The 22422-nt window shown below is 65.9% G+C and carries 22 protein-coding genes and 1 tRNA gene; 18 read left to right on the top strand and 5 right to left on the bottom strand.

Going from position 1 to position 22422, the window contains the following annotated elements; translation table 11 throughout:
- Positions 1-13 precede the first annotated feature (13 nt).
- From QTI04_RS09615 to rapZ, 3 genes are read left to right on the top strand one after another with little or no spacing between them, the layout of a single operon-like run.
- Positions 14-910 (top strand): NAD kinase, encoded by an 897-nt coding sequence (locus tag QTI04_RS09615; protein ID WP_286615317.1) that lies wholly within the window; start codon positions 14-16, stop codon positions 908-910.
- A 1-nt stretch (position 911) separates the two neighbouring features.
- A complete protein-coding gene (gene recN / locus QTI04_RS09610; RefSeq protein WP_286615316.1) occupies positions 912-2594 on the top strand; it encodes a DNA repair protein RecN in 1683 nt (560 codons plus the stop codon).
- Positions 2591-3466 (top strand): RNase adapter RapZ, encoded by an 876-nt coding sequence (gene rapZ, locus QTI04_RS09605; protein WP_286615314.1) that lies wholly within the window; start codon positions 2591-2593, stop codon positions 3464-3466. Before recN ends, rapZ begins: the two co-directional genes overlap by 4 nt.
- A gap of 21 nt (positions 3467-3487) precedes the next feature.
- On the opposite strand, the gene mutY is transcribed toward rapZ, so the two are convergent.
- The 3 genes from mutY to mutM all read right to left on the bottom strand — a co-directional run bounded on the left by mutY (position 3488) and on the right by mutM (position 7510).
- A complete protein-coding gene (mutY, locus tag QTI04_RS09600; RefSeq protein ID WP_286615312.1) occupies positions 3488-4558 on the bottom strand; it encodes an A/G-specific adenine glycosylase in 1071 nt (356 codons plus the stop codon).
- A gap of 99 nt (positions 4559-4657) precedes the next feature.
- The gene (locus QTI04_RS09595) at positions 4658-6619 is read right to left on the bottom strand and encodes a dynamin family protein (RefSeq protein ID WP_286601330.1); all 1962 of its coding nucleotides are present in this window, start codon (positions 6617-6619) and stop codon (positions 4658-4660) included.
- A 75-nt stretch (positions 6620-6694) separates the two neighbouring features.
- The gene (gene mutM / locus QTI04_RS09590) at positions 6695-7510 is read right to left on the bottom strand and encodes a bifunctional DNA-formamidopyrimidine glycosylase/DNA-(apurinic or apyrimidinic site) lyase (RefSeq protein WP_286615379.1); all 816 of its coding nucleotides are present in this window, start codon (positions 7508-7510) and stop codon (positions 6695-6697) included.
- An 81-nt stretch (positions 7511-7591) separates the two neighbouring features.
- On the opposite strand from mutM, the gene QTI04_RS09585 reads away from it, so the two are divergent.
- The 8 genes from QTI04_RS09585 to QTI04_RS09550 all read left to right on the top strand — a co-directional run bounded on the left by QTI04_RS09585 (position 7592) and on the right by QTI04_RS09550 (position 14010).
- Entirely contained in the window at positions 7592-9415 is a 1824-nt protein-coding gene (locus tag QTI04_RS09585) for a tetratricopeptide repeat protein (RefSeq protein WP_286615309.1), read from the top strand.
- 38 nt (positions 9416-9453) lie between these two features.
- Positions 9454-9912: a lipoprotein insertase outer membrane protein LolB gene (locus QTI04_RS09580; RefSeq protein ID WP_286615377.1), complete on the top strand. Its 459-nt coding sequence runs from the start codon at positions 9454-9456 to the stop codon at positions 9910-9912.
- Positions 9909-10769, top strand: coding sequence for a 4-(cytidine 5'-diphospho)-2-C-methyl-D-erythritol kinase (gene ispE, locus QTI04_RS09575; RefSeq protein WP_286615306.1), 861 nt, complete (start codon positions 9909-9911; stop codon positions 10767-10769). Before QTI04_RS09580 ends, ispE begins: the two co-directional genes overlap by 4 nt.
- A 67-nt stretch (positions 10770-10836) precedes the next feature.
- Positions 10837-10913 (top strand) — tRNA-Gln (locus tag QTI04_RS09570).
- 77 nt (positions 10914-10990) lie between these two features.
- Positions 10991-11968 carry a ribose-phosphate pyrophosphokinase gene (locus QTI04_RS09565; protein WP_286601412.1) on the top strand — a complete coding sequence of 326 codons (978 nt, stop codon included), beginning with the start codon at positions 10991-10993 and terminating at the stop codon, positions 11966-11968.
- A 97-nt stretch (positions 11969-12065) separates the two neighbouring features.
- Positions 12066-12725: a 50S ribosomal protein L25/general stress protein Ctc gene (locus QTI04_RS09560; protein WP_286601327.1), complete on the top strand. Its 660-nt coding sequence runs from the start codon at positions 12066-12068 to the stop codon at positions 12723-12725.
- A 161-nt stretch (positions 12726-12886) separates the two neighbouring features.
- Positions 12887-13519 carry an aminoacyl-tRNA hydrolase gene (gene pth / locus QTI04_RS09555; protein ID WP_286615304.1) on the top strand — a complete coding sequence of 211 codons (633 nt, stop codon included), beginning with the start codon at positions 12887-12889 and terminating at the stop codon, positions 13517-13519.
- A 32-nt stretch (positions 13520-13551) separates the two neighbouring features.
- Positions 13552-14010, top strand: coding sequence for a hypothetical protein (locus QTI04_RS09550; protein ID WP_286615303.1), 459 nt, complete (start codon positions 13552-13554; stop codon positions 14008-14010).
- Here the strand turns inward: QTI04_RS09550 and QTI04_RS09545 are convergent.
- On the bottom strand, positions 14007-14315 hold the full coding sequence (locus QTI04_RS09545) for a YfhL family 4Fe-4S dicluster ferredoxin (RefSeq protein ID WP_286615299.1): 309 nt from the start codon (positions 14313-14315) through the stop codon (positions 14007-14009). The two genes, QTI04_RS09550 and QTI04_RS09545, sit on opposite strands and share 4 nt — an antisense overlap.
- A 62-nt stretch (positions 14316-14377) precedes the next feature.
- Here QTI04_RS09545 and QTI04_RS09540 point away from each other — a divergent pair, with 62 nt between their 5' ends.
- The 6 genes from QTI04_RS09540 to QTI04_RS09515 all read left to right on the top strand — a co-directional run bounded on the left by QTI04_RS09540 (position 14378) and on the right by QTI04_RS09515 (position 21008).
- On the top strand, positions 14378-15328 hold the full coding sequence (locus QTI04_RS09540) for an ABC transporter permease (protein WP_286615297.1): 951 nt from the start codon (positions 14378-14380) through the stop codon (positions 15326-15328).
- Positions 15325-16203: an ABC transporter permease gene (locus QTI04_RS09535; RefSeq protein ID WP_286615294.1), complete on the top strand. Its 879-nt coding sequence runs from the start codon at positions 15325-15327 to the stop codon at positions 16201-16203. Before QTI04_RS09540 ends, QTI04_RS09535 begins: the two co-directional genes overlap by 4 nt.
- Positions 16204-16210: 7 nt before the next feature.
- Complete coding sequence (locus tag QTI04_RS09530) at positions 16211-17200, top strand: ABC transporter ATP-binding protein (RefSeq protein ID WP_286615291.1); 990 nt, start codon at positions 16211-16213, stop codon at positions 17198-17200.
- Positions 17197-18030, top strand: coding sequence for an ATP-binding cassette domain-containing protein (locus QTI04_RS09525; RefSeq protein ID WP_286615289.1), 834 nt, complete (start codon positions 17197-17199; stop codon positions 18028-18030). Before QTI04_RS09530 ends, QTI04_RS09525 begins: the two co-directional genes overlap by 4 nt.
- Before the next feature lie 84 nt (positions 18031-18114).
- Positions 18115-19605 (top strand): ABC transporter substrate-binding protein, encoded by a 1491-nt coding sequence (locus QTI04_RS09520; protein ID WP_286615288.1) that lies wholly within the window; start codon positions 18115-18117, stop codon positions 19603-19605.
- Positions 19602-21008, top strand: coding sequence for an amidase (locus tag QTI04_RS09515; protein WP_286615286.1), 1407 nt, complete (start codon positions 19602-19604; stop codon positions 21006-21008). Before QTI04_RS09520 ends, QTI04_RS09515 begins: the two co-directional genes overlap by 4 nt.
- Positions 21009-21032: 24 nt before the next feature.
- Here the strand turns inward: QTI04_RS09515 and QTI04_RS09510 are convergent, their stop codons facing one another.
- Positions 21033-21908: a LysR family transcriptional regulator gene (locus QTI04_RS09510; protein ID WP_286615284.1), complete on the bottom strand. Its 876-nt coding sequence runs from the start codon at positions 21906-21908 to the stop codon at positions 21033-21035.
- A gap of 109 nt (positions 21909-22017) precedes the next feature.
- Between QTI04_RS09510 and QTI04_RS09505 the strand changes: the two genes are divergently transcribed.
- Positions 22018-22416: a 4-oxalocrotonate tautomerase gene (locus tag QTI04_RS09505; protein WP_286601315.1), complete on the top strand. Its 399-nt coding sequence runs from the start codon at positions 22018-22020 to the stop codon at positions 22414-22416.
- Positions 22417-22422: the final 6 nt, after the last annotated feature.

The raw sequence follows: 22422 nt of genomic DNA, 5'->3' as shown, positions 1-22422 counted from the left end.
TTGTAATTTGTAGATGGCCCCTCGCTTTCGGCACGTCGCCCTCATAGGTAAATACCAGGCTTCCGGTGCCCGGGCGCAATGTGGTGCGCAGGACAACGTCATGGAAGGCATCGGCGCCTTTCTCGAAGCGCAAGGCTGCATGGTGTTTGTCGAGCGGTCGCAGAGTGACAAAGTCGAGGTCGGGCCCTACAAGGCACTGACAGTCGAGGAAATCGGGGAGGAATGCGATCTCGGCCTCGTGGTCGGAGGCGACGGCACCATGCTCGGCATCGGGCGGCAGCTCGCCCCCTACGGCGTTCCGCTGATCGGCATCAACAGGGGCCGGCTCGGCTTCATCACCGACATTTCGTTGGACAACTATCAGGCAACGCTGGTCCCGATGCTGGCAGGCGAATACGAAGAAGACCACCGCGGCCTGATGCAGGCACAGGTGATTCGCGACGGCGTGTCGGTCTTCGACGCGCTCGCGATGAACGACGTGGTCGTCAACCGCGGCGCCACCTCGGGGATGGTCGAGTTGCGGGTCACGGTCGGCCGCCATTTCGTGGCCAACCAGCGCGCCGACGGGATGATCATCGCGTCGCCCACCGGGTCGACGGCGTACGCGCTCTCGGCCGGTGGCCCGCTGATGCATCCCGCGGTACCGGGATGGGTGCTGGTGCCGATTGCACCGCACACGCTTTCCAACCGCCCCATCCTGTTGCCGGACGAGGACGAAGTCTCGATCGAGCTGGTGGGCGGGCGCGACGCCAGCGCGAATTTCGACATGCAGTCCTTGGCATCCTTGGCGATCGGCGACCGGGTCGTGGTGCGCCGCTCTGAATACCGGGTCCGTTTCCTGCACCCCAAGGGCTGGAGCTATTTCGATACCCTGCGCAAGAAACTGCACTGGAACGAAGGAGGTTCCTGAAATGGCATTGCGCCGCATCGCCTTGCGCGATTTCGTGATCGTGCGCGCACTCGAGCTCGATCTCTCGACGGGTTTCACCGTCCTCACCGGCGAGACCGGAGCCGGCAAATCCATCCTGATCGACGCACTGCAACTGGCGCTGGGCAATCGCGCCGATGCCGGCTCGGTGCGCGAGGGCGCCGAGCGGCTGGACGTGAGCGCGGAATTCGACGCCGACCCGACATTGACCGGTTGGCTCGACGAAGGCGGCTTCGAAGCGGGCGACGCCCTGCTCCTGCGCCGAACCGTCGACCTCCAGGGGCGCAGCCGCGGCTGGATCAATGGCAGCCCCGCCACGGCGACACAACTGCGCGAGCTCGGCGACCGCCTGCTCGACATCCACGGCCAGCACGCATGGCAGAGCCTCACACGGCCCGAAGCCGTGCGTGGCCTGCTCGATGCCTACGCCGGCGTGAGCACCACGGCACTCGACAGCGCATGGCAGGCCTGGCGACAAGCGATCTCGACGCTGGAAACCGCCCGCTCCGCGCAAGATTCGCTGCAACGAGAGCGCGAACGCCTTCAATGGCAAGTCGCCGAGGTGATGAAGCTGGCGCCCGGGGAGGACGAGTGGGAAGAACTGTCGTCCAGCCACACCCGCATCTCCAACGCCCAGGCGCTCATCGACGCAGCCGAAGGCGCGTGCAGTGCGCTCGAAGATGACGACAGCGGCGCGCTGGCCGCACTGAGTCGAGCCGTCACGGTGCTGCAGAACTGCGAGCACATCGAGCCTGAGTTCAAGGCGCTCGGGGAGGTGTTGGCCTCCAGCGTGGCCCAGGCCTCCGATGCTGCGCACTCTCTGCACAGCTACCTCCGCCAGGCCGACACCGACCCGGAAAAGCTCGCCGAACTCGACGAACGCATGGGCCTCTGGATGTCCCTGGCCCGCAGGTACCGGCGCCCGCCTGCAGAGCTCCCGGCGCTGCTGTCCGGCTGGCAGACGGAGTTGCAGGCGCTGGATGCCCAGAGCGACCTCGACGCACTGGAGCGCGCGGAACAAGCGACGCAGCAGGCCTACATGAAAGAAGCCAAGGTACTCGGCAAGTCACGCAAGCAGGCCGCGCCACGACTCGCCCAGGCAGTGACTCAGGCCATGCAGGAACTCGGCATGAAGGGCGGTCGTTTCGAAGTCGAGCTGCAGCCGCTGGCCCAACCGAGCCGCTCCGGGCTCGAAGACATCGCCTTCCTGGTCGCCGGACACGCGGGGAGCACGCCGCGTTCGATCGGCAAGGTGGCGTCCGGCGGCGAGTTGTCGCGCATCGCACTCGCCATCGCGGTCACCACCAGCGAGCTCGGTGCGGCGCAGACCCTGATCTTCGACGAAGTCGATGCGGGCGTTGGCGGCGCAGTGGCCGAAACCGTGGGGCGGCTCATGAAGCAACTCGGCCGCGACCGGCAGGTCTTGGCCGTTACCCACCTGCCTCAAGTGGCCGCCTGCGCGGATCATCACCTCGTGGTCGCCAAGCGGCAGACCAGCGTCAAGGGCAAGGAAGCGCCTCGCACGGAAAGCGGCGTGTCGGTGCTGGAAGGCGAAGACCGGGCCCAGGAGATCGCGCGCATGCTGGGCGGCGAACGCGTCTCCGCCACCTCGTTGGCGCACGCGCGCGAGATGCTGGGCAGCAGGACGCCGGAGACATCGCCATGAGTCTTGAGCTGGTGCTGATCACCGGCATGTCGGGCTCCGGAAAGTCCGTGGCCCTTCACGCACTGGAAGACGCTGGCTACTACTGCGTGGACAACCTGCCTCCAGAACTGCTGGCACCCTTCATTGCCCTGCAACAGCAGCAGCAAGCCAAACGCGTGGCGATTGCGATGGACGTGCGAAGCGGCGTTTCCTTGCCGCTCGTTCCGCAGCAGCTCGAAGGGCTGCGGCGCGAAGGCGTTTCGTTGCGCTCGCTGTTCCTCGATTCGACCACCGATGCGCTGGTCCGCCGCTTCTCGGAAACGCGCCGTCGCCATCCCCTCTCGCGGCAGGAAGGCCGTACCGACGCACCTGAGCAGCAACGCGTGCTGGTCCAGGCCATCGAACTCGAACGCGAGTTGCTCGCCGACCTGCGCGATGGCGCGGATGTCATCGACACCAGCATCATCCGTCCGGCGCAGTTGCAGAGCTACGTCAAGGCACTGATCTCGGCGCCGGAGAGCGCCCTCACGCTGGTCTTCGAATCCTTCGCATTCAAGCGCGGCGTGCCGCTCGACGCCGACTATGTGTTCGACGTGCGGATGCTGCCCAATCCGCACTACGTCCCCGCGTTGCGCCCCCTCACCGGCCGTGACGCCCCGGTGATCGATTGGCTTCGCGAGCATGACGACGTCGCCCGCATGTATGCCGACATCGAACAGTTTCTCGGACGATGGCTCGATGCGCTGGCGCGGGACCACCGCAGCTATGTGACCGTGGCCATCGGCTGCACCGGCGGCCAGCACCGATCGGTATTCCTGGTGGAGCAACTCGCCCGCGGGTTCGGCGCGAAGTGGGCCGCCCTCCAGCGCCATCGCGAACTCGACGGGGCTTGAGGGCCCGCTCGGCGGCGGCTTTCAGCCGCCGTTCGCGAGCAGTTTGCGTACCGGTGCAGGCAGGCCCAGCACCGGCCATTGGTCGCCGTCAAACCATCCGCCGGCTTCGCCCAGCGCCCGCTCTTCACGGCAGACGACGGACACCGGATGCAGGTGGAGATCCTTGTGCGTGAGCACATGAAGAAAGGCCACGTCGTCGCGCGCGGTCTCGCGGTCCTCGGGCAATAGCCCTTCCAGCAAGGTGTCCCGAGTCTCGAAGATCGGCAGGCAGTAGAGGCCAGCCCAGATCCCCCGCGACGGACGCTTTTCCAGCCACACACGGCCTTTGGCGTCGCGCGCCTGCAGCATCCAGTACGAATGGGCGCTGCGCCGCAGCTTCCGCGTCTTGACGGGATACTTTTCCGGTGTGCCCTCCTGCCGCGCCGCGCAAAGGTCGTTGACCGGACAAATGATGCAACTCGGCTTCCGCGGCAGGCAGACGGTCGCGCCCAGGTCCATCAGCCCTTGCGTGTAACGCGCGATCGCCTTCCGCTGCGGCGCCAGCGGCAACAGCTCGGTGGCCTCATTCCACAAGGCGCGCTCCTGCGCGGCGGAAGACAGATCCCCGTCGAAGCCCAGCACCCGCGTGAGCACCCGTTTCACGTTGCCGTCGAGGATCGCGACCCGCTCGCCGAAGCAGAAAGCAGCGATCGCCGCAGCGGTGGATCGGCCGATACCCGGCAAGGTCTGAAGCTCAGCCGCAGTGCGCGGAAACTCCCCGCCAAAGCGCGCCACGACTTCCTTTGCACACCGGTGCATGTTGCGCGCACGGCTGTAGTAGCCGAGCCCGCTCCAGAGTGCGAAGACTTCGTCCTCGGTCCCTGCCGCAAGGTCCTGCACTGCCGGAAACCGATCGAGAAAGCGCGCGAAGTACCCCAACACGGTACTGACCTGGGTCTGCTGGAGCATCACTTCCGAAAGCCAGACCCGATAGGGATCCTGGGTGTTCTGCCAAGGCAACTCGCTGCGCCCATGGCTGCGCTGCCACCCGACGATGCGTCCCGAAAAAACCGGCGCCAACGCCTGCGCGCGCGCCGAACCCGACGCGCTCAAAACCAGAAATACCGCGGAACCGGCTCTGCCGGGCCGCTGGTATTGCCCCCGGTGAGGGGGTGGGAGGCTACACGAAGTGAGCCAACCTGGGGGAGAGCCTCATGCTGCACTGAGTTCACTGCGAGCCGCAGGAGCATTCGGCGCTTCGTTGCTCGCGAGCACCGAGGTCAGTTCGCCCAAGCGCCGATGCAGTTCGGCAAGGTTGGCCTCCTGCGCGGAAAGCTCCGCCAGGCGCTCATCGAGATTGCCTGCCGCGCCCTGGATGCGCTCGACCGCTTCGATCCGCTTGGTGAAAGTACGGCGCCGCTCCTTGAGTTGTGCGTCGAGCTGCGCTCCCGCGCCTTTGCTCCAGCGCTCGACCTCCGTCATGGCCGCCTCGTTGACGACACGAAGCCGGCTCGCGAGGGCGCGTACCAGCTTGTCGCAGAAATCCGGCTGCGCCAGCTTGAGCAGGTTGCCGACGCCGAGATAGTGGACGTGGCTGCGCTCGATCTGCGTCAGCTGCTGCTCGAAACCCGACAAATCGGGCTCGGCCGGCGCCTGCAAGGTGAAGCCGTGCTCCGCGTTGAGCTGCCTGAAGGTCGCATGCAGCATCGACTGGATCTCGGAGGTCGTCGCCTGGACTTCGCGCAGGTTGTTGCGCAGCGAATCGAAGGTTTCGCCATACACCTTGCGCACGTTGAACTTGATGCCGCGGCGCTTGAGGGCCGCCGCGAGGTGCCCCATGTCCGCCTTGAGCGCAGTGCTGCCGAGCACCGCGTACACCTCGCGCAGCAGCTTGCCCTGCACCGACCTCAAGGCCAGGATGCGGGTGTTGCTGCCTTCGAATTCGGTCTGCTCCTGCTCGATGCGCGTTCGCATGTGCCGGATGACGGAACCGTTCTTGCCGCGCAGGCCTTGCAGTTCGAGCGCCTGCTCGGACAGGTCGCGCTGGCGAACATTGAGAATGCGCGCCGCCTCGGTCCGCAGCGAAGCAATGCCGGCATCCACGGCCAGCCGAAGCATCGTCTCACGCTTGCCGAGCAGGCCTTCGCCGAGCACGGCTTCGAGCGCGGGGAGGCGGCTCGCCTGCAGCAGCGGCACATCGCGGCGGATCTTGGCCTGCAATCCCTTCTGCGCGGAGACCGGCAGCACCTGTGACAGCGGCACGCCAAGCAGATCGGCGGCGCCCTTGCGCTGGCGCTGAATCTGCGCGTCGACTTGCGCAGGCGTGCTGAGGATGTCCCACATGGTGTCGATCTTGTTCAGCACCACGATGCGCGTTTCGCTCACGTCGCCCTCGGTCACGAGGTGCTCGCGCCAGATCGAGAGGTCGGAGCGCGTCACGCCGGTGTCGGCACCCAGGATGAACACGACAGCATGAGCCTGCGGAATCAGGCTCACCGTCAGTTCGGGCTCGGCGCCGATCGCGTTGAGGCCCGGCGTGTCGAGAATCACCAGACCCTGCTCGAGCAAGGGATGTGGCATGTTCAGCACGGCATGGCGCCAACGCGGAATCTCGACGCGGCCATCGGAATCGGGGACCGGGTTGTCGTCGGGGGCGTCGTCGCTCCAGAAGCCCAGTGCGCGGGCTTCATCCATCGGGACCCATCGCACCTCGGCGACCTTGCTCATCGTCTGCGACAGGTGCTCGGCATTTTCGACGTCGATCTCTATCTCGGTCCAGCGCTCCGGCTCGTCGCGCCAATGCGTCAGCGAATGAGGTTCGAGCCGGGTTTCGATCGGCAGGAGGCGCAGGCTGGGCAGATAAGCGGGGTCGTAGCCCAGTTCGGTCGGGCACATCGTCGTGCGCCCTGCGCTCGCCGGCATGATGCGGCGGCCGTACCCGGCGAAGAAGATCGCATTGATCAGTTCTGACTTGCCGCGCGAGAACTCGGCGACGAAGGCGACCATGACCTTGCTGGTGCGCAGTTGCGATTCCACGTCGCGCAAGCGCTCCGCAACGCTCTGGTTCAGCAACTCGTTTTCATTCAGCCAGTGCGAAAGCCATTTCAGGCGCTGCGCAAAGTTGCGCCGCCAAGCACCATGCTGGTCGAACTGCTGGTTGAAAGAGGCGGTCAAGGGGCTAAATGTAAGAGCGATTTACAAAATATAGCATCGGCATGGCCATGCAGGCGTCATTCGCCCCGATGAGATTCAGTACTTTTGGCAGTTTGGGCAGAAATAAGTGGACCGCTGCCCCTGGCGCACTTGCCGAATGGGGGTTGCGCACACTCTACAGGGCTCTCCGGCGCGACCATAGACCGTCGCCTCCAGTTGGAAGTAACCGCTTTGCCCGTCGATATTCGAGAAATCGCGCAAAGTGCTGCCCCCGCGCTCGACGGCGCGCGCCAGGATGTCACGCACCGCCGCATGCAGGCGCGCGGCCCTCGGCCGGCTGATGCGCGAAGCGGCCAGCGTCGGCCGAATGCCGGCGAGAAAGAGCGCTTCGGATGCGTAAATGTTGCCCACCCCCACCACCACGTCGCCCGCCAGCAGCACCTGCTTGATGGGCGCCGTGCGCCGCCGCAGCCCTGCGTGGAATGCGTCCAGGTCGAAGGCATCGCCCAGCGGCTCCATGCCCAGCCCGCCCAGCAGCTTGATCGCGAGCGGTGAGGCCTCGTCCTCCACGTAGACCACGGCGCCGAAACGGCGCGGATCATTCAGGCGCAACGTGCCACGGCTGGTGACCAGGTCGAAATGATCATGCGCAGCCGGTGCCGGCAACGCAGTGTCGAAGCGCAAGCTGCCCGACATGCCCAGATGCATGAGCAGCAGGCCCATATCCAGGTCGACCAGCAGGTATTTGCCGCGGCGCCGAACCGCCTGCACCGTCCGACCGACGAGCGCGAACGGTTCGACGGCGAGCGCCCACCGCAAGGGCTTGCCCATGCGAACCGCGTCGATCCGGGCGCCGGCGATGCGATCGGCAAAACCGCGGCGGGTGACTTCGACTTCAGGGAGTTCGGGCATGGGTGAAGGCTGACACGAAAACACGCCGGCGCCGAAGCCCCACGCGACCATCATGCAAAAGCCTTGGATTATTATGGTTCGATGACCTTCCCGCTCCGCCGTTCCCGCCTCGCGGCGGCCGCGTTCCTGGCTCTGACGGGCCTTGCCGCCCAGGCACAGACTGAACCGCCCGCGCCTGCAGCACCCACCAGCCCCGCCCCCATCATCGAGCCGGCCGCACCCGTTGTGACGCCGGCCGCATCTGGCGGTGCGGACAAATCCCCGGCGCAGCCCTCCGCCATGACAGCCGAGCTCTTCTATGAAGTGCTCATGGGCGAACTCACCGCTCGATCCGGCGACCCGGGCGCAGGGTACGGCCTCGTACTGGACGCCGCCCGACGTTCCCGTGACAGCAAGCTCTTCCAACGTGCCGTCGAGATCGCGCTGCAATCGCGCTCCGGCGATGCGGCGCTGGCTGCAGCCCGAGCATGGAAGGAGAGCGTGCCCGACTCCCGCGAGGCACGGCGCTTCGAGTTGCAGATCCTCATCGCACTGAACCGCATCGGCGAGACGGTCGAACCCCTGCGGGCCGAAGTGGCGGCCACACCCCAGGTCGAGCGACCTTTTCTCATGGCGGTGATCGCGCGCAACTACGGCCGGGCCACCGACAAGAAGCTTGCGGCTTCGGTCGTCGAACAGGCGCTTGCCGAAGACCTCAAGAGCCCCGCCACCGGCGGCGCGGCCTGGGGCACGGTGGGCCGCCTCCGGCTCGCCGCAGGCGACACGGCAGGGGCGCTCGATGCTGCGATCAAGGGCCAGGAGTTGGACCCATCGTCGGACGGCCCGGCGTTGCTGGCCCTGGAGTTGATGGATCCGAGCCAGCCCTTGGCAGAGCCGATCGTCAAGCGCTACCTCTCGGGTCCGAAAGCCCAGCCCGAGATGCGCATGGCCTACGCGCGGGTGCTGGTCGAAGGACGCCGCTATGCCGAAGCGACCGCCGAGCTCGCGGCGCTCACCGCCGCGCGCCCGGAATTGCCCGAGCCCTGGCTGCTGCTCGGTAGCCTGCAGGTGCAGGCGCGGCAGGATGCGGCGGCCGATGCCTCGCTCAGGCGCTACATGTCGCTCGCCAGCTCGCAGCGCGACCCGGACGCCCAGGAGCGCGGGCTGACACAGGCCTACCTGCTGATGGCGCAATTGTCGGAACGCAAGAAGGATTTCGCGGGTGCCGACAGCTGGCTGGCGCGCATCGACAACACGGACGACTTGGTCGTCGCCCAGGTGCGCCGCGCCGCGCTGCTCGCCCGTCAAGGCAAGCTGCCGCAGGCGCGCGAACTCGTTCGCAGCCTGCCCGACCGCACCGCGGACGAAAAGAAGCAGAAGTTCCTGGCCGAAGTGCAATTGCTGCGCGACGCCAAGCAGTACCAGGCGGCTTTCGACATGCTGGCGCAGGCCAGCGTGGCCGCGCCCGCCGATACCGACTTGATATACGACCAGGCGATGGTCGCCGAGAAGCTCAATCGCCTCGACGAAATGGAGCGCCTGCTGCGCCGCCTGATCGAACTCAAGCCCGACAACCAGAATGCCTACAACGCACTCGGCTACTCGTTCGCCGATCGCAAGGTGCGGCTGGAAGAAGCACGCACGCTGATCCAGAAGGCCGTGCAACTCGCGCCGGATGATCCGTTCATCGCCGACAGCCTGGGCTGGGTCGAGTACCGGCTCGGCAACACCGGTGAAGCGATGCGGATCCTGGAAGACGCCTACAAGCGCCGGCCCGATCCGGAAATCGGCGCGCACCTGGGCGAGGTGTTGTGGGCCACTGGTCAGCGCGACCGCGCCATGACCATCTGGAAGGAAGCGTCCCTGGCCGATGCAGACAACGAGACGCTGCAGGAAACGCTCAAGCGCCTGCGCGTGAAACTTTGAATCGACGCCTGGTGCTGGCAGCCGGCTGTGCCGGCGCAATGCTGGCCGCGGGTTGTGCCAGCCCCAGCGGCCCGGCGAAGCCGGCCGGCGGAATCTCCGTCGAAGCATGGAGCGGCCGGCTTTCGCTGCGCATCGACAGTCAGCCCGTACAAACGTTTTCGGCGCTTTTCGAGTTGCGCGGCGCACCGCAGGCCGGGGATCTCACGCTCACCAGCCCGATTGGCAGCACGCTCGCGCAACTTCACTGGGCGCCCGGAGAAGCGTTGCTCAAGAACGGCAGCGAGACACGGCGTTTCGACTCGGTCGACGCACTGATCGAGGCCGCGACGGGCGCCGCCATCCCGGTCGGCGCCCTCTTCGCGTGGCTGGCCGGCCGCGACGAACGCGTGCCCGGCTGGCGCCCGGATCTTTCCCAGATCGGCACGGGACGACTGCAGGCGACCCGCGAATCGCCCGAGCCGCGCGCCGACCTGCGCATCGTGTTCGAACGCGCATGAAGGCGATCTACGACCTTCCGGCTCCGGCCAAGCTCAACCTCTTCCTGCACATCACAGGGCGGCGAGCGGATGGATATCACCTGCTTCAGTCGGTGTTCATGCTGATCGACTGGTGCGACACGCTGCACGTCGAACGGCGCGACGACGGGGTCATCTCGCGCGAGGATCTGACGACAGAACTCCCCGAGGACGATCTGATCGTGCGCGCCGCAAGGGCGCTGCAGGACTTTGCGCGAACGCCTCAGGGCGCGCACATCGGAATCGCCAAGCAGGTGCCAGCCCAGGCGGGCATGGGCGGCGGCTCTTCCGACGCGGCGACCTGCCTCCTGGCCCTGAACCGGCTGTGGCGCCTGAATTTGCCTCTGCAGAAGCTCGAGGAGATCGGCCTCCAACTCGGCGCCGATGTTCCATTCTTTTTGCGTGGACAGAATGCGTGGGTGGAGGGAATCGGCGAGAAAATCACGCCCATCACGCTGCCGGTCGGGACCTTCGCAGTCGTGAAGCCATCCGCCGGACTCGATACCCGACTGATTTTTGCGGCGCCGGATCTCCAACGTGAAACTCCTGCTGCTATAATCTCGGGCTTTGCTGCACACAGCGAAGCGGAAGTTTCAGGTTTCCGCTTTGACTTCGGTCATAACGACCTGCAGCCGGTTGCTCAGCGGCTTTGTCCCGCGGTCACCGAAGCCATCGAATGGCTCGGTCACCAAGGACTCAGTGCCCGCATGACCGGTTCAGGAAGTTCGGTGTTTGCGACAATGCAGCACGAAGCGGAATTGGCCGATGCCCCTCAGGGCTGGCAGGTTCGCAAGTGCAGCAACTTGGCTGTTCATCCCCTCGTGGGCTGGGCAGCCTAGATAATCAGAGCGCTCTGCGGTCTGATGCGACATATATCGGTTGATGACATTGGTCATCGACCCGTGTAGGGGAGTCGCCAAGCTGGTTAAGGCACTGGATTTTGATTCCAGCATGCAAAGGTTCGAATCCTTTCTCCCCTGCCAAATCTTCATTCAAGAGATTTTTGGCGGCTCCTTCAAGAGCCATTTCGCATTGCCGGATGCACTTTGCCGGGACGCTCATGCAGGCTGCTCACAACCCTGATTTCATGGTTTTCACCGGCAACGCCAATCCTGGTCTTGCCGCGGAAATTTCGCAGCACCTGGGCACTTCGCTCGGTGCGGCCCGTGTCGGTCGTTTCTCTGACGGCGAAGTCACCGTCGAGATCAACCAGAACGTCCGGGCGCGCGATGTGTTCGTCGTGCAGTCGACCTGCGCGCCGACCAACGAAAACCTGATGGAACTGCTCATCATGGTCGACGCGCTCAAGCGTGCATCGGCCGAGCGCATCAGTGCCGTGATCCCCTATTTCGGCTATGCGCGCCAGGATCGCCGCCCCCGCTCGAGCCGGGTACCGATCTCGGCCAAGGTGGTCGCCAATCTTCTCGAAACGGTGGGCGTGGCCCGCGTGCTGACGATGGACCTGCACGCCGACCAGATCCAGGGTTTCTTCGACATTCCCGTCGACAACATCTATGCGTCGCCGGTGCTGCTGGGCGATCTGCGCCAGAAGAACTACGAAGACCTGATCGTGGTCTCGCCCGACGTCGGCGGCGTGGTTCGCGCCCGGGCGCTGGCCAAGCAACTGAATTGCGACCTCGCGATCATCGACAAGCGCCGTCCGCGCGCCAACGTGAGCGAAGTCATGCACGTCATCGGCGAGATCGACGGCCGCAACTGCGTGATCATGGACGACATGATCGACACGGCCGGCACGCTGGTCAAAGCGGCCGAAGTGCTGAAGGAACGCGGCGCCAAGAAGGTGTACGCCTATTGCACCCACCCGATCTTCTCGGGCCCCGCCATCGAGCGGATCGCCCAGGGGTCCGCGCTCGACGAGGTGGTCGTGACCGACACGATCCCCCTGAGCGCCAGCGCGACGGGTTGCGGAAAGATCCGCCAACTCTCCGTGGCACCGCTGATCGCCGAGACGATCCAGCGCATCGCCAAGGGCGAGTCGGTCATGAGTTTGTTCTCGGACCAGGAAAACCTCTTCTGAGGTTTCGCTGACCGAGCAAAAAGCCGGGCTTCCTTCGGAGAGCCCATTTTGAAACCGGAGTCGCACTGGTCGCGGTCGACTTCCACAGGAGCCAGTTATGAAATTCGTCGCTTTTGAGCGCGCAAAGCAGGGCACGGGTGCGAGCCGCCGTCTCCGCATCTCGGGCAAGACGCCCGGTATCGTCTACGGTGGCGAAGGCCAGCCCCAACTGATCGAGCTCGATCACAACGCGCTGTGGCACGCCCTCAAGAAGGAAGCCTTCCACTCGTCCATCCTCGAAATGGAACTCGCCGGCAACACCACCAAGGTGCTGCTCCGTGACGTGCAATACCACCCGTTCCGTCAGCTCGTGCAGCACATCGACTTCCAACGCGTCGACGCCCGCACCCGCATGACCGTCAAGGTGCCCCTGCACTTCAAGGGCGAGGAAGAGTCCGTGGCCGTCAAGCTCGACCACAACCTCGTGAACCACGTGATGAACGAACTCGAAGTCAGCTGCCTGCCGGCCGACCTCCCCGAGTTCATCGAAGTCGACCTCTCTGGCCTGACGAAGCAAGCCACCGTTCATGTCAACGACATCAAGCTCCCCAAGGGCGTGAAGTTCGTGAGCCACGGCAAGGTCAACCCCGTGGTCGTGTCGGCGGTGGCCCCGCTGGTCGCGGAAGAACCCGCTGCAGGCGCTGAAGGCGCTCCCGCCGAAGGTGCCGCACCCGCAGCAGCCAAGGCTGACGCCAAGGCCCCCGCGAAGAAGAAGTAATTCGTTTCGCGCAGCCCAAACGGCCCGCCCAGTGCGGGCCGTTTTCATTTGGGGGCCGCCGCGCCCGGCCGCCCGAAGCGGCCGGCCCACCCCCGGCAGGGGTAGGCGTACCGACACGAAGTGCGGGCAGCCTGGGGGCGAGCAACAAATATGATCCAGACATGATCAAGCTGTTTGTCGGCCTCGGAAACCCGGGCCCGGATTACGAAGCCACGCGGCACAACGCAGGCTTCTGGTGGATCGACGCGCTCGCACGCGATCTCAAGCTCACCCTTTCGCCCGAGCGGTCCTATCACGGCCTCGTGGCGCGCACGCAAGTCGGCGGCAAACCGCTGTGGTTGCTCGAGCCGCAGACCTTCATGAATCTCTCGGGCAAGTCGGTCGCAGCACTCGCGCGCTTCTTCAAGATCGAACCGCAGGAAATCCTGGTGGCGCACGATGAACTCGACGTGGTTCCGGGCCAGGCCAAGCTGAAACTCGGCGGCAGCCATGCCGGCCACAACGGGCTACGCGACATTCATGCCCAACTCGGCACGGCCGACTATTGGCGCCTGAGACTGGGCATCGGCCACCCGGGCGTGAAGTCGGAGGTCGTCAGCTGGGTGCTGAAGAAGCCTCTCAAGGAACAACGCGAGGCGATCGAAGACGCGATCGCTCGCACGCTGCATGCCTTCCCGGCGCTGGTGGCCGGCGAGATGGACAAGGCGACATTGCTCATCCACACGAGCAAGCCGCCGCGCCCCAAACCACCGCGGCGTGAGCCGGGCGACGGGGGCGCACCCGCCGTGGGCTAGCGGAAGAGAGAGAAGAAAAGGGAGCTACAAAAATGAAACTGTCACACACACGAATCGCCACCCGGAGCGCCGTCTTCCTGGCCGGAGCATGCCTTCAATGGGCTGCCTTCGCCGCAGACGGCAGCAACGGAACCTGGCGCTGCGGCAACACCTACACCGACCAGCCCTGCCAGGGCGGCAGGGCACTGGATCTCGACGACCCGCGCAATTCCAATCAGAAACGCGATGCAGACCAGACGACGCGCGATGCACGCGCCGCGGCCGATCGCCTGGAGCGAGATCGTCTGCGCCTGGAGTCGACCAGTGCACGCAGGCAGGCTTCACTGATCGACAACCAGCCCAAGCCAGCGGCGGCAAAGCCATCGCGACAGGACAACTACGGTGCGGACAGATTGAAGAAGGGCAAGAAAGACCCGGTGTACGTGAGCGGGCAAGACCCTGCATCACCACCGCCGAAAAAGAAGTCCTCCCGGTCCGCGACGAAGAGCTAGGACGCGGATGCAGCGGCTGGCGGAATGCTGCCAGCCGCTCCGCCCTGCTCCGCCTGCTTCGCGGCCGTGAGCCGCTGGAACTTCTGCCAGAGCGTCTCTCGCGTTTCGACGTGATCCGGGTTGGTCGGAATGCACGCGACCGGGCACACCTGAACGCACTGCGGCTCGTCGAAGTGGCCGACGCATTCGGTGCACTTGTGCGGATCGATCTCGTAGATCTCCACACCCATGTAGATCGCGTCGTTGGGGCACTCCGGCTCGCACACATCGCAGTTGATGCATTCGTCGGTGATCATGAGGGCCATTGGCCGATTATCGCGGGTGGGCATGGTCGTTGCGTCAATCGGGTTATGCTGCGCCCCGCCCCATGAGCCTGTTTCTCTTCAAACGCCTCGTGACGCTGATCGCCACCCTGATCGGCGCCTCCATCATCGTTTTCCTGGTGCTCGAGATCCTGCCCGGCAACGCGGCGCAGATGCTCATGGGCCCGGACGCCTCGCCCGACGCCGTGGCAGCGCTTGCCACCAAGCTCGGACTCGACCAGCCCGCATGGACCCGCTACTGGCACTGGATCGGCGGCCTGCTGACCGGCCAGCTCGGCGACAGCTACGCCTACAGCTCCCCGGTGCTCGACCTGATCCTCGAACGGCTCGCGCTGACCGTGCCGCTGGCACTGCTCGCGATGACTTTCACGACCATCCTGGCGCTGGTGGTCGGCGTCACCGCCGCGGCCCGCCATAACAAGCTCGGCGACGTCGGCCTGATGGGGCTGACGCAAGTGGGCATCGCGATCCCCAACTTCTGGTTCGCGATCCTGCTGATCCTCGTCTTTTCGGTGCAGCTGCAATGGTTTTCAGCCGGCGGCTTCGAGGGATGGGGCGAAGGCATCCTCCCCGGCCTGAAGGCCCTGCTGCTGCCCGCCCTGTCGCTCGCGGTGGTGCAAGCCGCGATCCTCGCGCGCATCACGCGCTCGGCAGTGCTCGAGGTGATGCGCGAGGACTTCGTTCGCACAGCGCGCGCCAAGGGCGTGTCGCAGCGTGCGGTGCTCTGGCGCCACGTGCTGCGCAATGCACTGATCCCGGTCATCACGGTGATGGGCATGCAGTTCTCCGAACTGCTCGCCGGCACGATCGTGGTCGAGAACGTTTTCTACCTGCCCGGCCTCGGCCGGCTGATCTTCCAGGCCATCAGCAACCGCGACCTGATCGTCGTGCGCAACTGCGTGATGCTGCTGGCGGCCATGGTCGTCATCGTCAACTTCGTCGTCGACGTGCTCTACGCAGTGATCGACCCGCGCATCAAGGCATCGGACATATGAGTGCCGCTCCCGCCGTGCCAAGTGCGGCAGCCTTCAAGGTGCCTGGCTTCTGGCGTCGTGCATTGCATCACCGCAGCTTCGCGATCGGCGCTGTTCTCACCTTGCTGTTGCTGCTGGCAGCTGCGGTGTCTCTCGTCTGGACACCCTGGTCGCCCTACGAGATGGACCTGGCCAGCAAGCTGCAGCGGCCGAGCGCCGCGCATTGGCTGGGCACCGACACCTTCGGGCGCGACGTGGCATCGCTGCTGCTGGTCGGCGCGCGCGCGTCCATCCTGGTCGGCGTGATCGCGGTTGGCATCGGCCTCACGGTCGGCACCGCCCTCGGCCTGCTCGCCGCAGCCAAGCGGGGATGGGTCGAGGAAGCGATCATGCGCTTCACCGACTTCTCGATGGCCTTCCCCGCGATCCTGTCGGCCATCATGATGACGGCCGTGTTCGGCGCCGGCATCGTCAACGCCATCATCGCGATCGGCATCTACAACATCCCGACCTTCGCACGCATCACGCGGGCATCGGCCAATGCAATTTGGTCACGCGAGTACATCGCTGCCGCGCGCGCCTGCGGCAAGGGCGCCTTCGCGATCACGATGCAGCACGTGCTGCCGAACATCTCGGCAGTGCTGATCGTCCAGATCACGATCCGCTTTGCGGTGGCCATCCTGGCTGAAGCCGCTCTCTCCTATCTCGGTCTGGGCACGCAGCCGCCTCAGCCATCGTGGGGCCGCATGCTCAGCGAGGCGCAGACCATGATGTTCCAGGCACCTTTGCTCGCGGTCTTCCCCGGCATGGCCATCGCCTTGGCAGTGCTAGGCCTCAACCTGTTGGGCGACGGCCTGCGCGACCTGCTCGATCCCCGCCTCGCGCGCGCACGCTGACCCCGACATGCCTCTCCTCGAAGTCAACAATCTCCACGTCCAGCTTCAGACGCAGCGCGGCCCGGCCGAGGCCGTGCGCGGCATCGGCTTCACGCTGGAGCGCGGCGAGACGCTCGGCATCGTCGGCGAATCCGGCTGCGGCAAGTCGATCACGGTGCAATCGCTGATGGGGCTGCTGCCTTCCAGCGCCGAGGTGACGGGCAGCATCCGCTTCGACGGCACCGAATTGCTCGGCCTGCCCGAGCGCGACATGTGCGAGGTGCGCGGCAATCGCATCGGCATGATCTTCCAGGAGCCGATGACGGCGCTGAACCCGGTCCACACGATCGCGCGGCAGGTCGGCGAGCCGCTGCGGCTGCACCGTGGCCTGTCGAATGCCGATGCCCGCAAGGAGGCGCTCGCGCTGCTCGAACGTGTGGGAATTCCCGACGCCGCATCGCGTCTCGACGCCTATCCCCACCAGTTCTCCGGCGGCCAGCGCCAGCGTATCGGTATCGCGATGGCGCTGGCCTGCGGACCCGACCTGCTGATTGCGGATGAACCGACGACCGCGCTCGACGTCACGATCCAGAAGCAGATCCTCGAACTCATCCGCGGCCTGGTTGCGGAGCGCGGCATGGCGCTGATCCTGATTTCGCACGACCTCGGCGTGATCGCGCAGAGCGTGTCGAAGATGCTCGTGATGTACGGCGGCAGCGTGGTCGAGAGCGGCCCGACGGCGACCGTCTTTGCCGAGCGCGCCCACCCCTACACCCAAGGCTTGTTCGCGGCCCGGCCAGCGCTGGGCGCGCCGCGCGGCGTGAAGCTCGCGACCATCCAGGGCAGCGTGCCCGAGTTGGTGGACCTTCCTGCCGGCTGTCCGTTCGCTGGGCGGTGCCGCTACACGATCGACGCCTGCTTCGCGACGCGCCCGCCTCCCATCCCGCTGCCGCACGACCATCACGTGCGCTGCATCCGGCTCGACGAGATTGCCGCTGAGGAAGGAGTGCCCGCATGACGGATCGCTTCGATCCCGATCCGCAATCCGCGGCGCTGCTCGAAGTCACCGACCTCGTGCGCCACTACACGTTGCCGCGCGAGCGCCTCTTTGGACCGCCGCCGATGGTCAAGGCGCTCAATGGCGTGAGCTTCAGCATCCGACCGGGCCAGAGCCTGGGTATCGTCGGCGAATCGGGCTCGGGCAAGTCAACCATCGCGCGGCTGGTGATGGCGCTCGACCGGCCGACCTCGGGCAGGGTGGCGCTGCTCGGCCGCGATCTGCATGCGTTGCCCAAGGATGCTCTGCGTGCAGCGCGGCGCGATGTGCAGATGGTGTTCCAGGACCCCTACGGCTCGCTCGATCCACGCCAGACGGTGGCGCGCATCGTCGCCGAACCGCTCGAGGCGCTCGCGGAGACCAGCCGCGCCGAACAACGCGAGCGGGCTGGCGAATCGCTGGCCGCCGTGGGCCTGCGCGCCAGCGATCTGCACAAGTACCCGCACGAGTTCTCCGGCGGCCAGCGGCAGCGCATCGCGATTGCACGCGCGCTGATCACGCGCCCCAAGCTCATCGTGGCCGACGAGCCCGTGAGCGCGCTCGACGTCTCGGTGCAGGCCCAGGTGCTCAACCTGATGCAGGACCTGCAGCAGCAGTTCGGCATCAGCTACCTGCTGATCAGCCATGACCTCGCGGTGGTGAACCACCTGTGCGATGAAGTCTGCGTGCTGCACCGTGGCCTCGTGGTCGAGCGCGGTGCGCCCCAGCAACTCTTCGCACACGCGGAGCACCCGTACACCCAAGCGCTGCTGGCCGCCGTGCCACGCGCCGAACCGGTGGCCGCGCCATGAACAAATGCTTGCCGCGCGAACGGCCGCCCGGGATGATGTAACGTTGTATTTCCAAACCCTCAGCTTTTCCCTGGAGCCTTGACCATGTTGAAACGCCGCACCCTTTTGACCACTGCCGCACTCGCCACCGTGCCGCTCGCGCTGCCGCAGGCCGCACTGGCCCAGGGGCGCAAGGATTCGATGGTGCTGGGGATGACGCTGGAGCCGCCGGGGCTGGACCCGACCGCAGGCGCCGCATCCGCCATCGCCGAGATCGTCCAGTACAACATCCTGGAGACGCTCACCAAGATCAACGCCGACGGCAGCGTCTCCCCGCTCCTGGCCGAAAGCTGGGAAGTCTCGCCGGACCTGCGCACCTACACCTTCAGACTGAGGCGCGGCGTCAAGTTCCAGAACGGCGAGCCTTTCAACGCACAGGCGGTCAAATTCTCCTTCGACCGCGCCGGCGGCGAGAAGAGCACCAACAAGGACAAGCGCACCTTCGCCAACATCACCACCCAGGTGGTCGACGACTACACGGTGGTGCTGATCAACAAGGAAATCGACCCCGACCTGCCCTTCCTGCTGGGCCAGGCCACCGCCGTCATCGTCGAGCCGAAGAGCGCCGACACCAATGCCACCAAGCCCGTGGGCACCGGCCCCTACAAGCTCGACAGCTGGAACAAGGGCAGCTCGCTGGTGCTGAGCAAGTGGGACGGCTTTCGCAACCCCGGTGCGGCGAAGCTGAACAAGGTCACCTTCCGGTTCATCTCCGACCCGGCCGCGCAGGCCGCCTCGCTGCTGGCCGGCGACGTCGATGCCTTCCCGCGGATCGCGACGCGCGTGGTGCCGCAGTTCAAGAACAACCCGCAGTACCAGGTGATCCTCGGCGGCTCGCGCGCCAAGACCATCCTCGCGATCAACAACAAGAGGAAGCCGCTCGACGACCCGCGTGTGCGAAAGGCGATCTCCATGGCCATCGACCGCAAGGCCGTGATCGAAGGCGCGGCAGACGGCTTCGGCGTGCCGATCGGCAGTCACTACGTGCCGGGCGCCGCGGGCTACGTCGACACCACGGCCGTGAATCCCTTCAATATCGAGAAGGCCAAGCAGCTTCTGGCCGAGGCCGGCGTCAAGACGCCGCTCGAGCTCACGATGACGCTGCCGCCGCCACCCTACGCCCGCCAGGGCGGCGAAGTGGTCGCAGCGCAACTGGCCAAGATCGGCATCAACGTGAAGATCCAGAATGTCGAATGGGCGCAGTGGCTCAGCGGCACCTACGGCAACAAGGACTACGACCTCAGCATCGTTTCGCACGTCGAGCCTTTCGACCTTGGCAACTACGCCAAGGCCGACTACTACTGGGGCTACCAGTCGAAGGAATTCAACGCGCTGTACGACAAGATCAAGGCGACGGGCAACACCGCCGAGCGCAACAAGCTGCTGGGAGAGGCGCAGAAGCTGCTCGCCAATGACGCAGCGAATGCCTTCCTGTTCCAGCCCCAGTTCCCCGTCATCGCCAAGAAGGGTGTCAAGGGCCTCTGGAAAGAGATGCCGGTCTTCGTCAACGACCTGTCCGCACTGTCGTGGTCGTGAGCAACACGCTGCACGACCTGTCCGCACGGGAACTGATCGCCGGCTACCGCGAAAGGACCCTGTCCCCGGTCGAGGTCACGCAATCCGTGCTCGACCACATCGAGCGCTGGGAACCTCATCTGCAGGCCACCTGGCTGCTGCGGCCCGAAGCCGCGCTCGAACAGGCGCGCGCCTCCGAAGCGCGCTGGCAGCGCGGCGAACCGCTCGGCCCGCTCGACGGCGTGCCCACGACCATCAAGGAAAACATCGCGACGCGCGGCGACCCGATGCCGGCCGGCACGGCCGCCGTCGAGTTGCGGCCCGCCGAGGCCGACGCCCCGCCGGCCGCGCGCCTGAAAGAAGCCGGCGCGGTGATCGTGAGCAAGACGACGATGCCCGACTACGGGATGCTGTCCTCGGGGCTGTCGAGCTTTCACAAGCTGGCACGCAACCCGTGGGATTTGTCGAAGACTCCCGGTGGTTCCAGCGCCGGTGCCGGCGCCGCGGCCGCCGCGGGCTACGGTCCGCTGCACATCGGCACCGACATCGGCGGTTCGCTGCGCCTGCCGGCCGGCTGGTGCGGCATCTTCACGCTCAAGCCCAGCCTCGGACGCATCCCGATCGACCCGCCCTACATGGGCCGGGCCGCCGGCCCGATGACGCGCACCGTCGGTGATGCGGCGCTGATGATGCAGACGCTCGCGCAAGCCGATGCGCGCGACAGCATGAGCCTGCCCGCGCAGGAGATCGCCTGGTCGTCCTTCGACGTGAGCCCCGACCATCTGCGCGGCCTGCGCATCGGCCTGCTGCTGGATGCCGGCTGCGGTCTGGCCGTCGAGCCGGAGATCAAGGCAGCCGTCGAACGCGCAGCGCGTCTCTTCGAACGTGCTGGAGCCATCGTCGAACCCATGCGGCCCTTCATGTCGCAGGCGATGCTCGACGGCATGGACCATTTGTGGCGCATGCGTTCGCTGGTGGACATGAATGCGCTGAAGCCCGAGCAGCGCGCCAGGGTCCTGCCCTACATCCGCGAGTGGGCGGAGAGTGCAGCGGGGTTCAGCGGCGAACAGGTGTTCCGCGCCTTCAGCCAGTTCCACACGACACGCGTAGCGGCCGTGGCCGCCTGCGCGAAGTACGACTACGTGATCTCTCCCACCTCGCCCAACGCGCCGGCGGCCGCCGAGATGCCCTCACCCACCAACGACCCGCTTCGGCCACTGGAACACATCGGCTTCACGGTGCCATACAACATGTCGGAGCAGCCAGCGTCGTCGATCAATTGTGGCTACACCACCAATGGCCTGCCGATCGGCCTGCAGATTGCCGGGCACCGCTTCGACGACCTCGGCGTCCTGCAGGTGTCGCGCGCCTTCGAGCTGATCCGCGAACCGCAACGGCCCTGGCCGCAACCGCCGGGCGAGTGAGGCCATGCCCCGCCGGCCCGCATCTCAAATGAGGTGCGACGCCAGCAGGTCGCGCGCCCGCGTCACGAATTCGGTTTCACCGCGGCGCGCCGGAAGAAAGTGAAACGCGACGCGCGGCAAAGCCGGCAGACCGTGCGGAGGTGCCAGCCGCGCCACGCCTTCGCACAGGGCCGATTCGTTGAGACAGGCGACGCCCAGGCCCGCCGCCAGCGCCGATTGAAGTCCGGCGACACCGGACGCCACGTGCGCCACCACGTAGGGAACACGGCGCTGCCGCAGCAGCTTGACGGTGAACTGATGCAGTGAGCACGTGTCGGGCAATACGAGGAGTCGCAACGGCTCGTCACGTCGGGTGCGCCCGCCCTCCGCCCCCATCCAGGCGAGAGATTCGCGACGCAGCGCAGCGACGCGCGCCGAGCCCTTCGCCTTTTCGTCTGTCGGATTTCCGACGATGCGCATTGACAACCCGACATCGAAGTCGCCACGCGCATACCCCGCTTCAATGGCGCCGCTTTTCAGCACGCTCACATTCAGACGCACCCCCGGATAGCCCTCGCCGAGGCGGCTCAGCAGGCGTGTCAGGTCGCCGGGACGGAAGTAGTCGGTGACCGCGAGCCGAAGCTCGCCTTGCAACGATTCGCCGCGCAAGTCGCGAAACGCTTCGTCGCTCAACGCGAGGATGCGTCGCGCATGCCCGATGAGGCGAAGGCCCGCGGGCGTCGGCGTCACGCCGACCTTGCTGCGAGTCAGCAAGGACTGCCCGACTCGCTCTTCCAGCTTGCGCATCTGCTCGCTGACCGCGGACTGCGACAGGAAAACCACCGGCGCCGCCGCGGTCAGGCTGCCGGCCTCGACGACGGCGACCAGTGTCTTCAGTTGCTCGATATCGAACGACTGCATGCTCTTATCCATTCGAATAATTGATGAAATACATCATATCTTCCCGCTTTTCAGATGATCTCATCATTCCCACAATGACACCTCGTTCATCGCAGGAAAGGACCTCACCATGCCTCACATCGTCGTTCACCTCTCGGGCCAGCCTGACGCGCAACTCACCCGGCGCGTCGTCGACAAGGTGGCCGAACTCACCCAGACCGTGCTCGACAAGAAGCTGCCGGTGATCGCGATCACGGTGCAGTTCATTGCTGCCGACGCCTGGTTCATCGGCGGACAATCGCTCGCGGAACTTGGCAAGTCGGCGTTTCACCTCGACATCAGCATCACCGACGAGACGAACACCAAGGCGGAGAAGGCGCGCTACCTGCGCGAGATCCACGCCGCGATGGCGGCGCTGCGGAGCAACCTGCACGAGGTGTCGTATGTGCACCTGATCGACGCCCGCGCCGCCGCCTACGGCTACGGCGGCAAGACGCAGGAATACCGGCACCAGCAAGCCGGCGTCTGATCGCAG

Source organism: Variovorax sp. J22R115 (assembly GCF_030317005.1).
GTDB lineage: Bacteria > Pseudomonadota > Gammaproteobacteria > Burkholderiales > Burkholderiaceae_C > Variovorax.
Note: the sequence above shows the minus strand (reverse complement) of the source record. Positions and strands in the feature narration are given on the sequence as shown.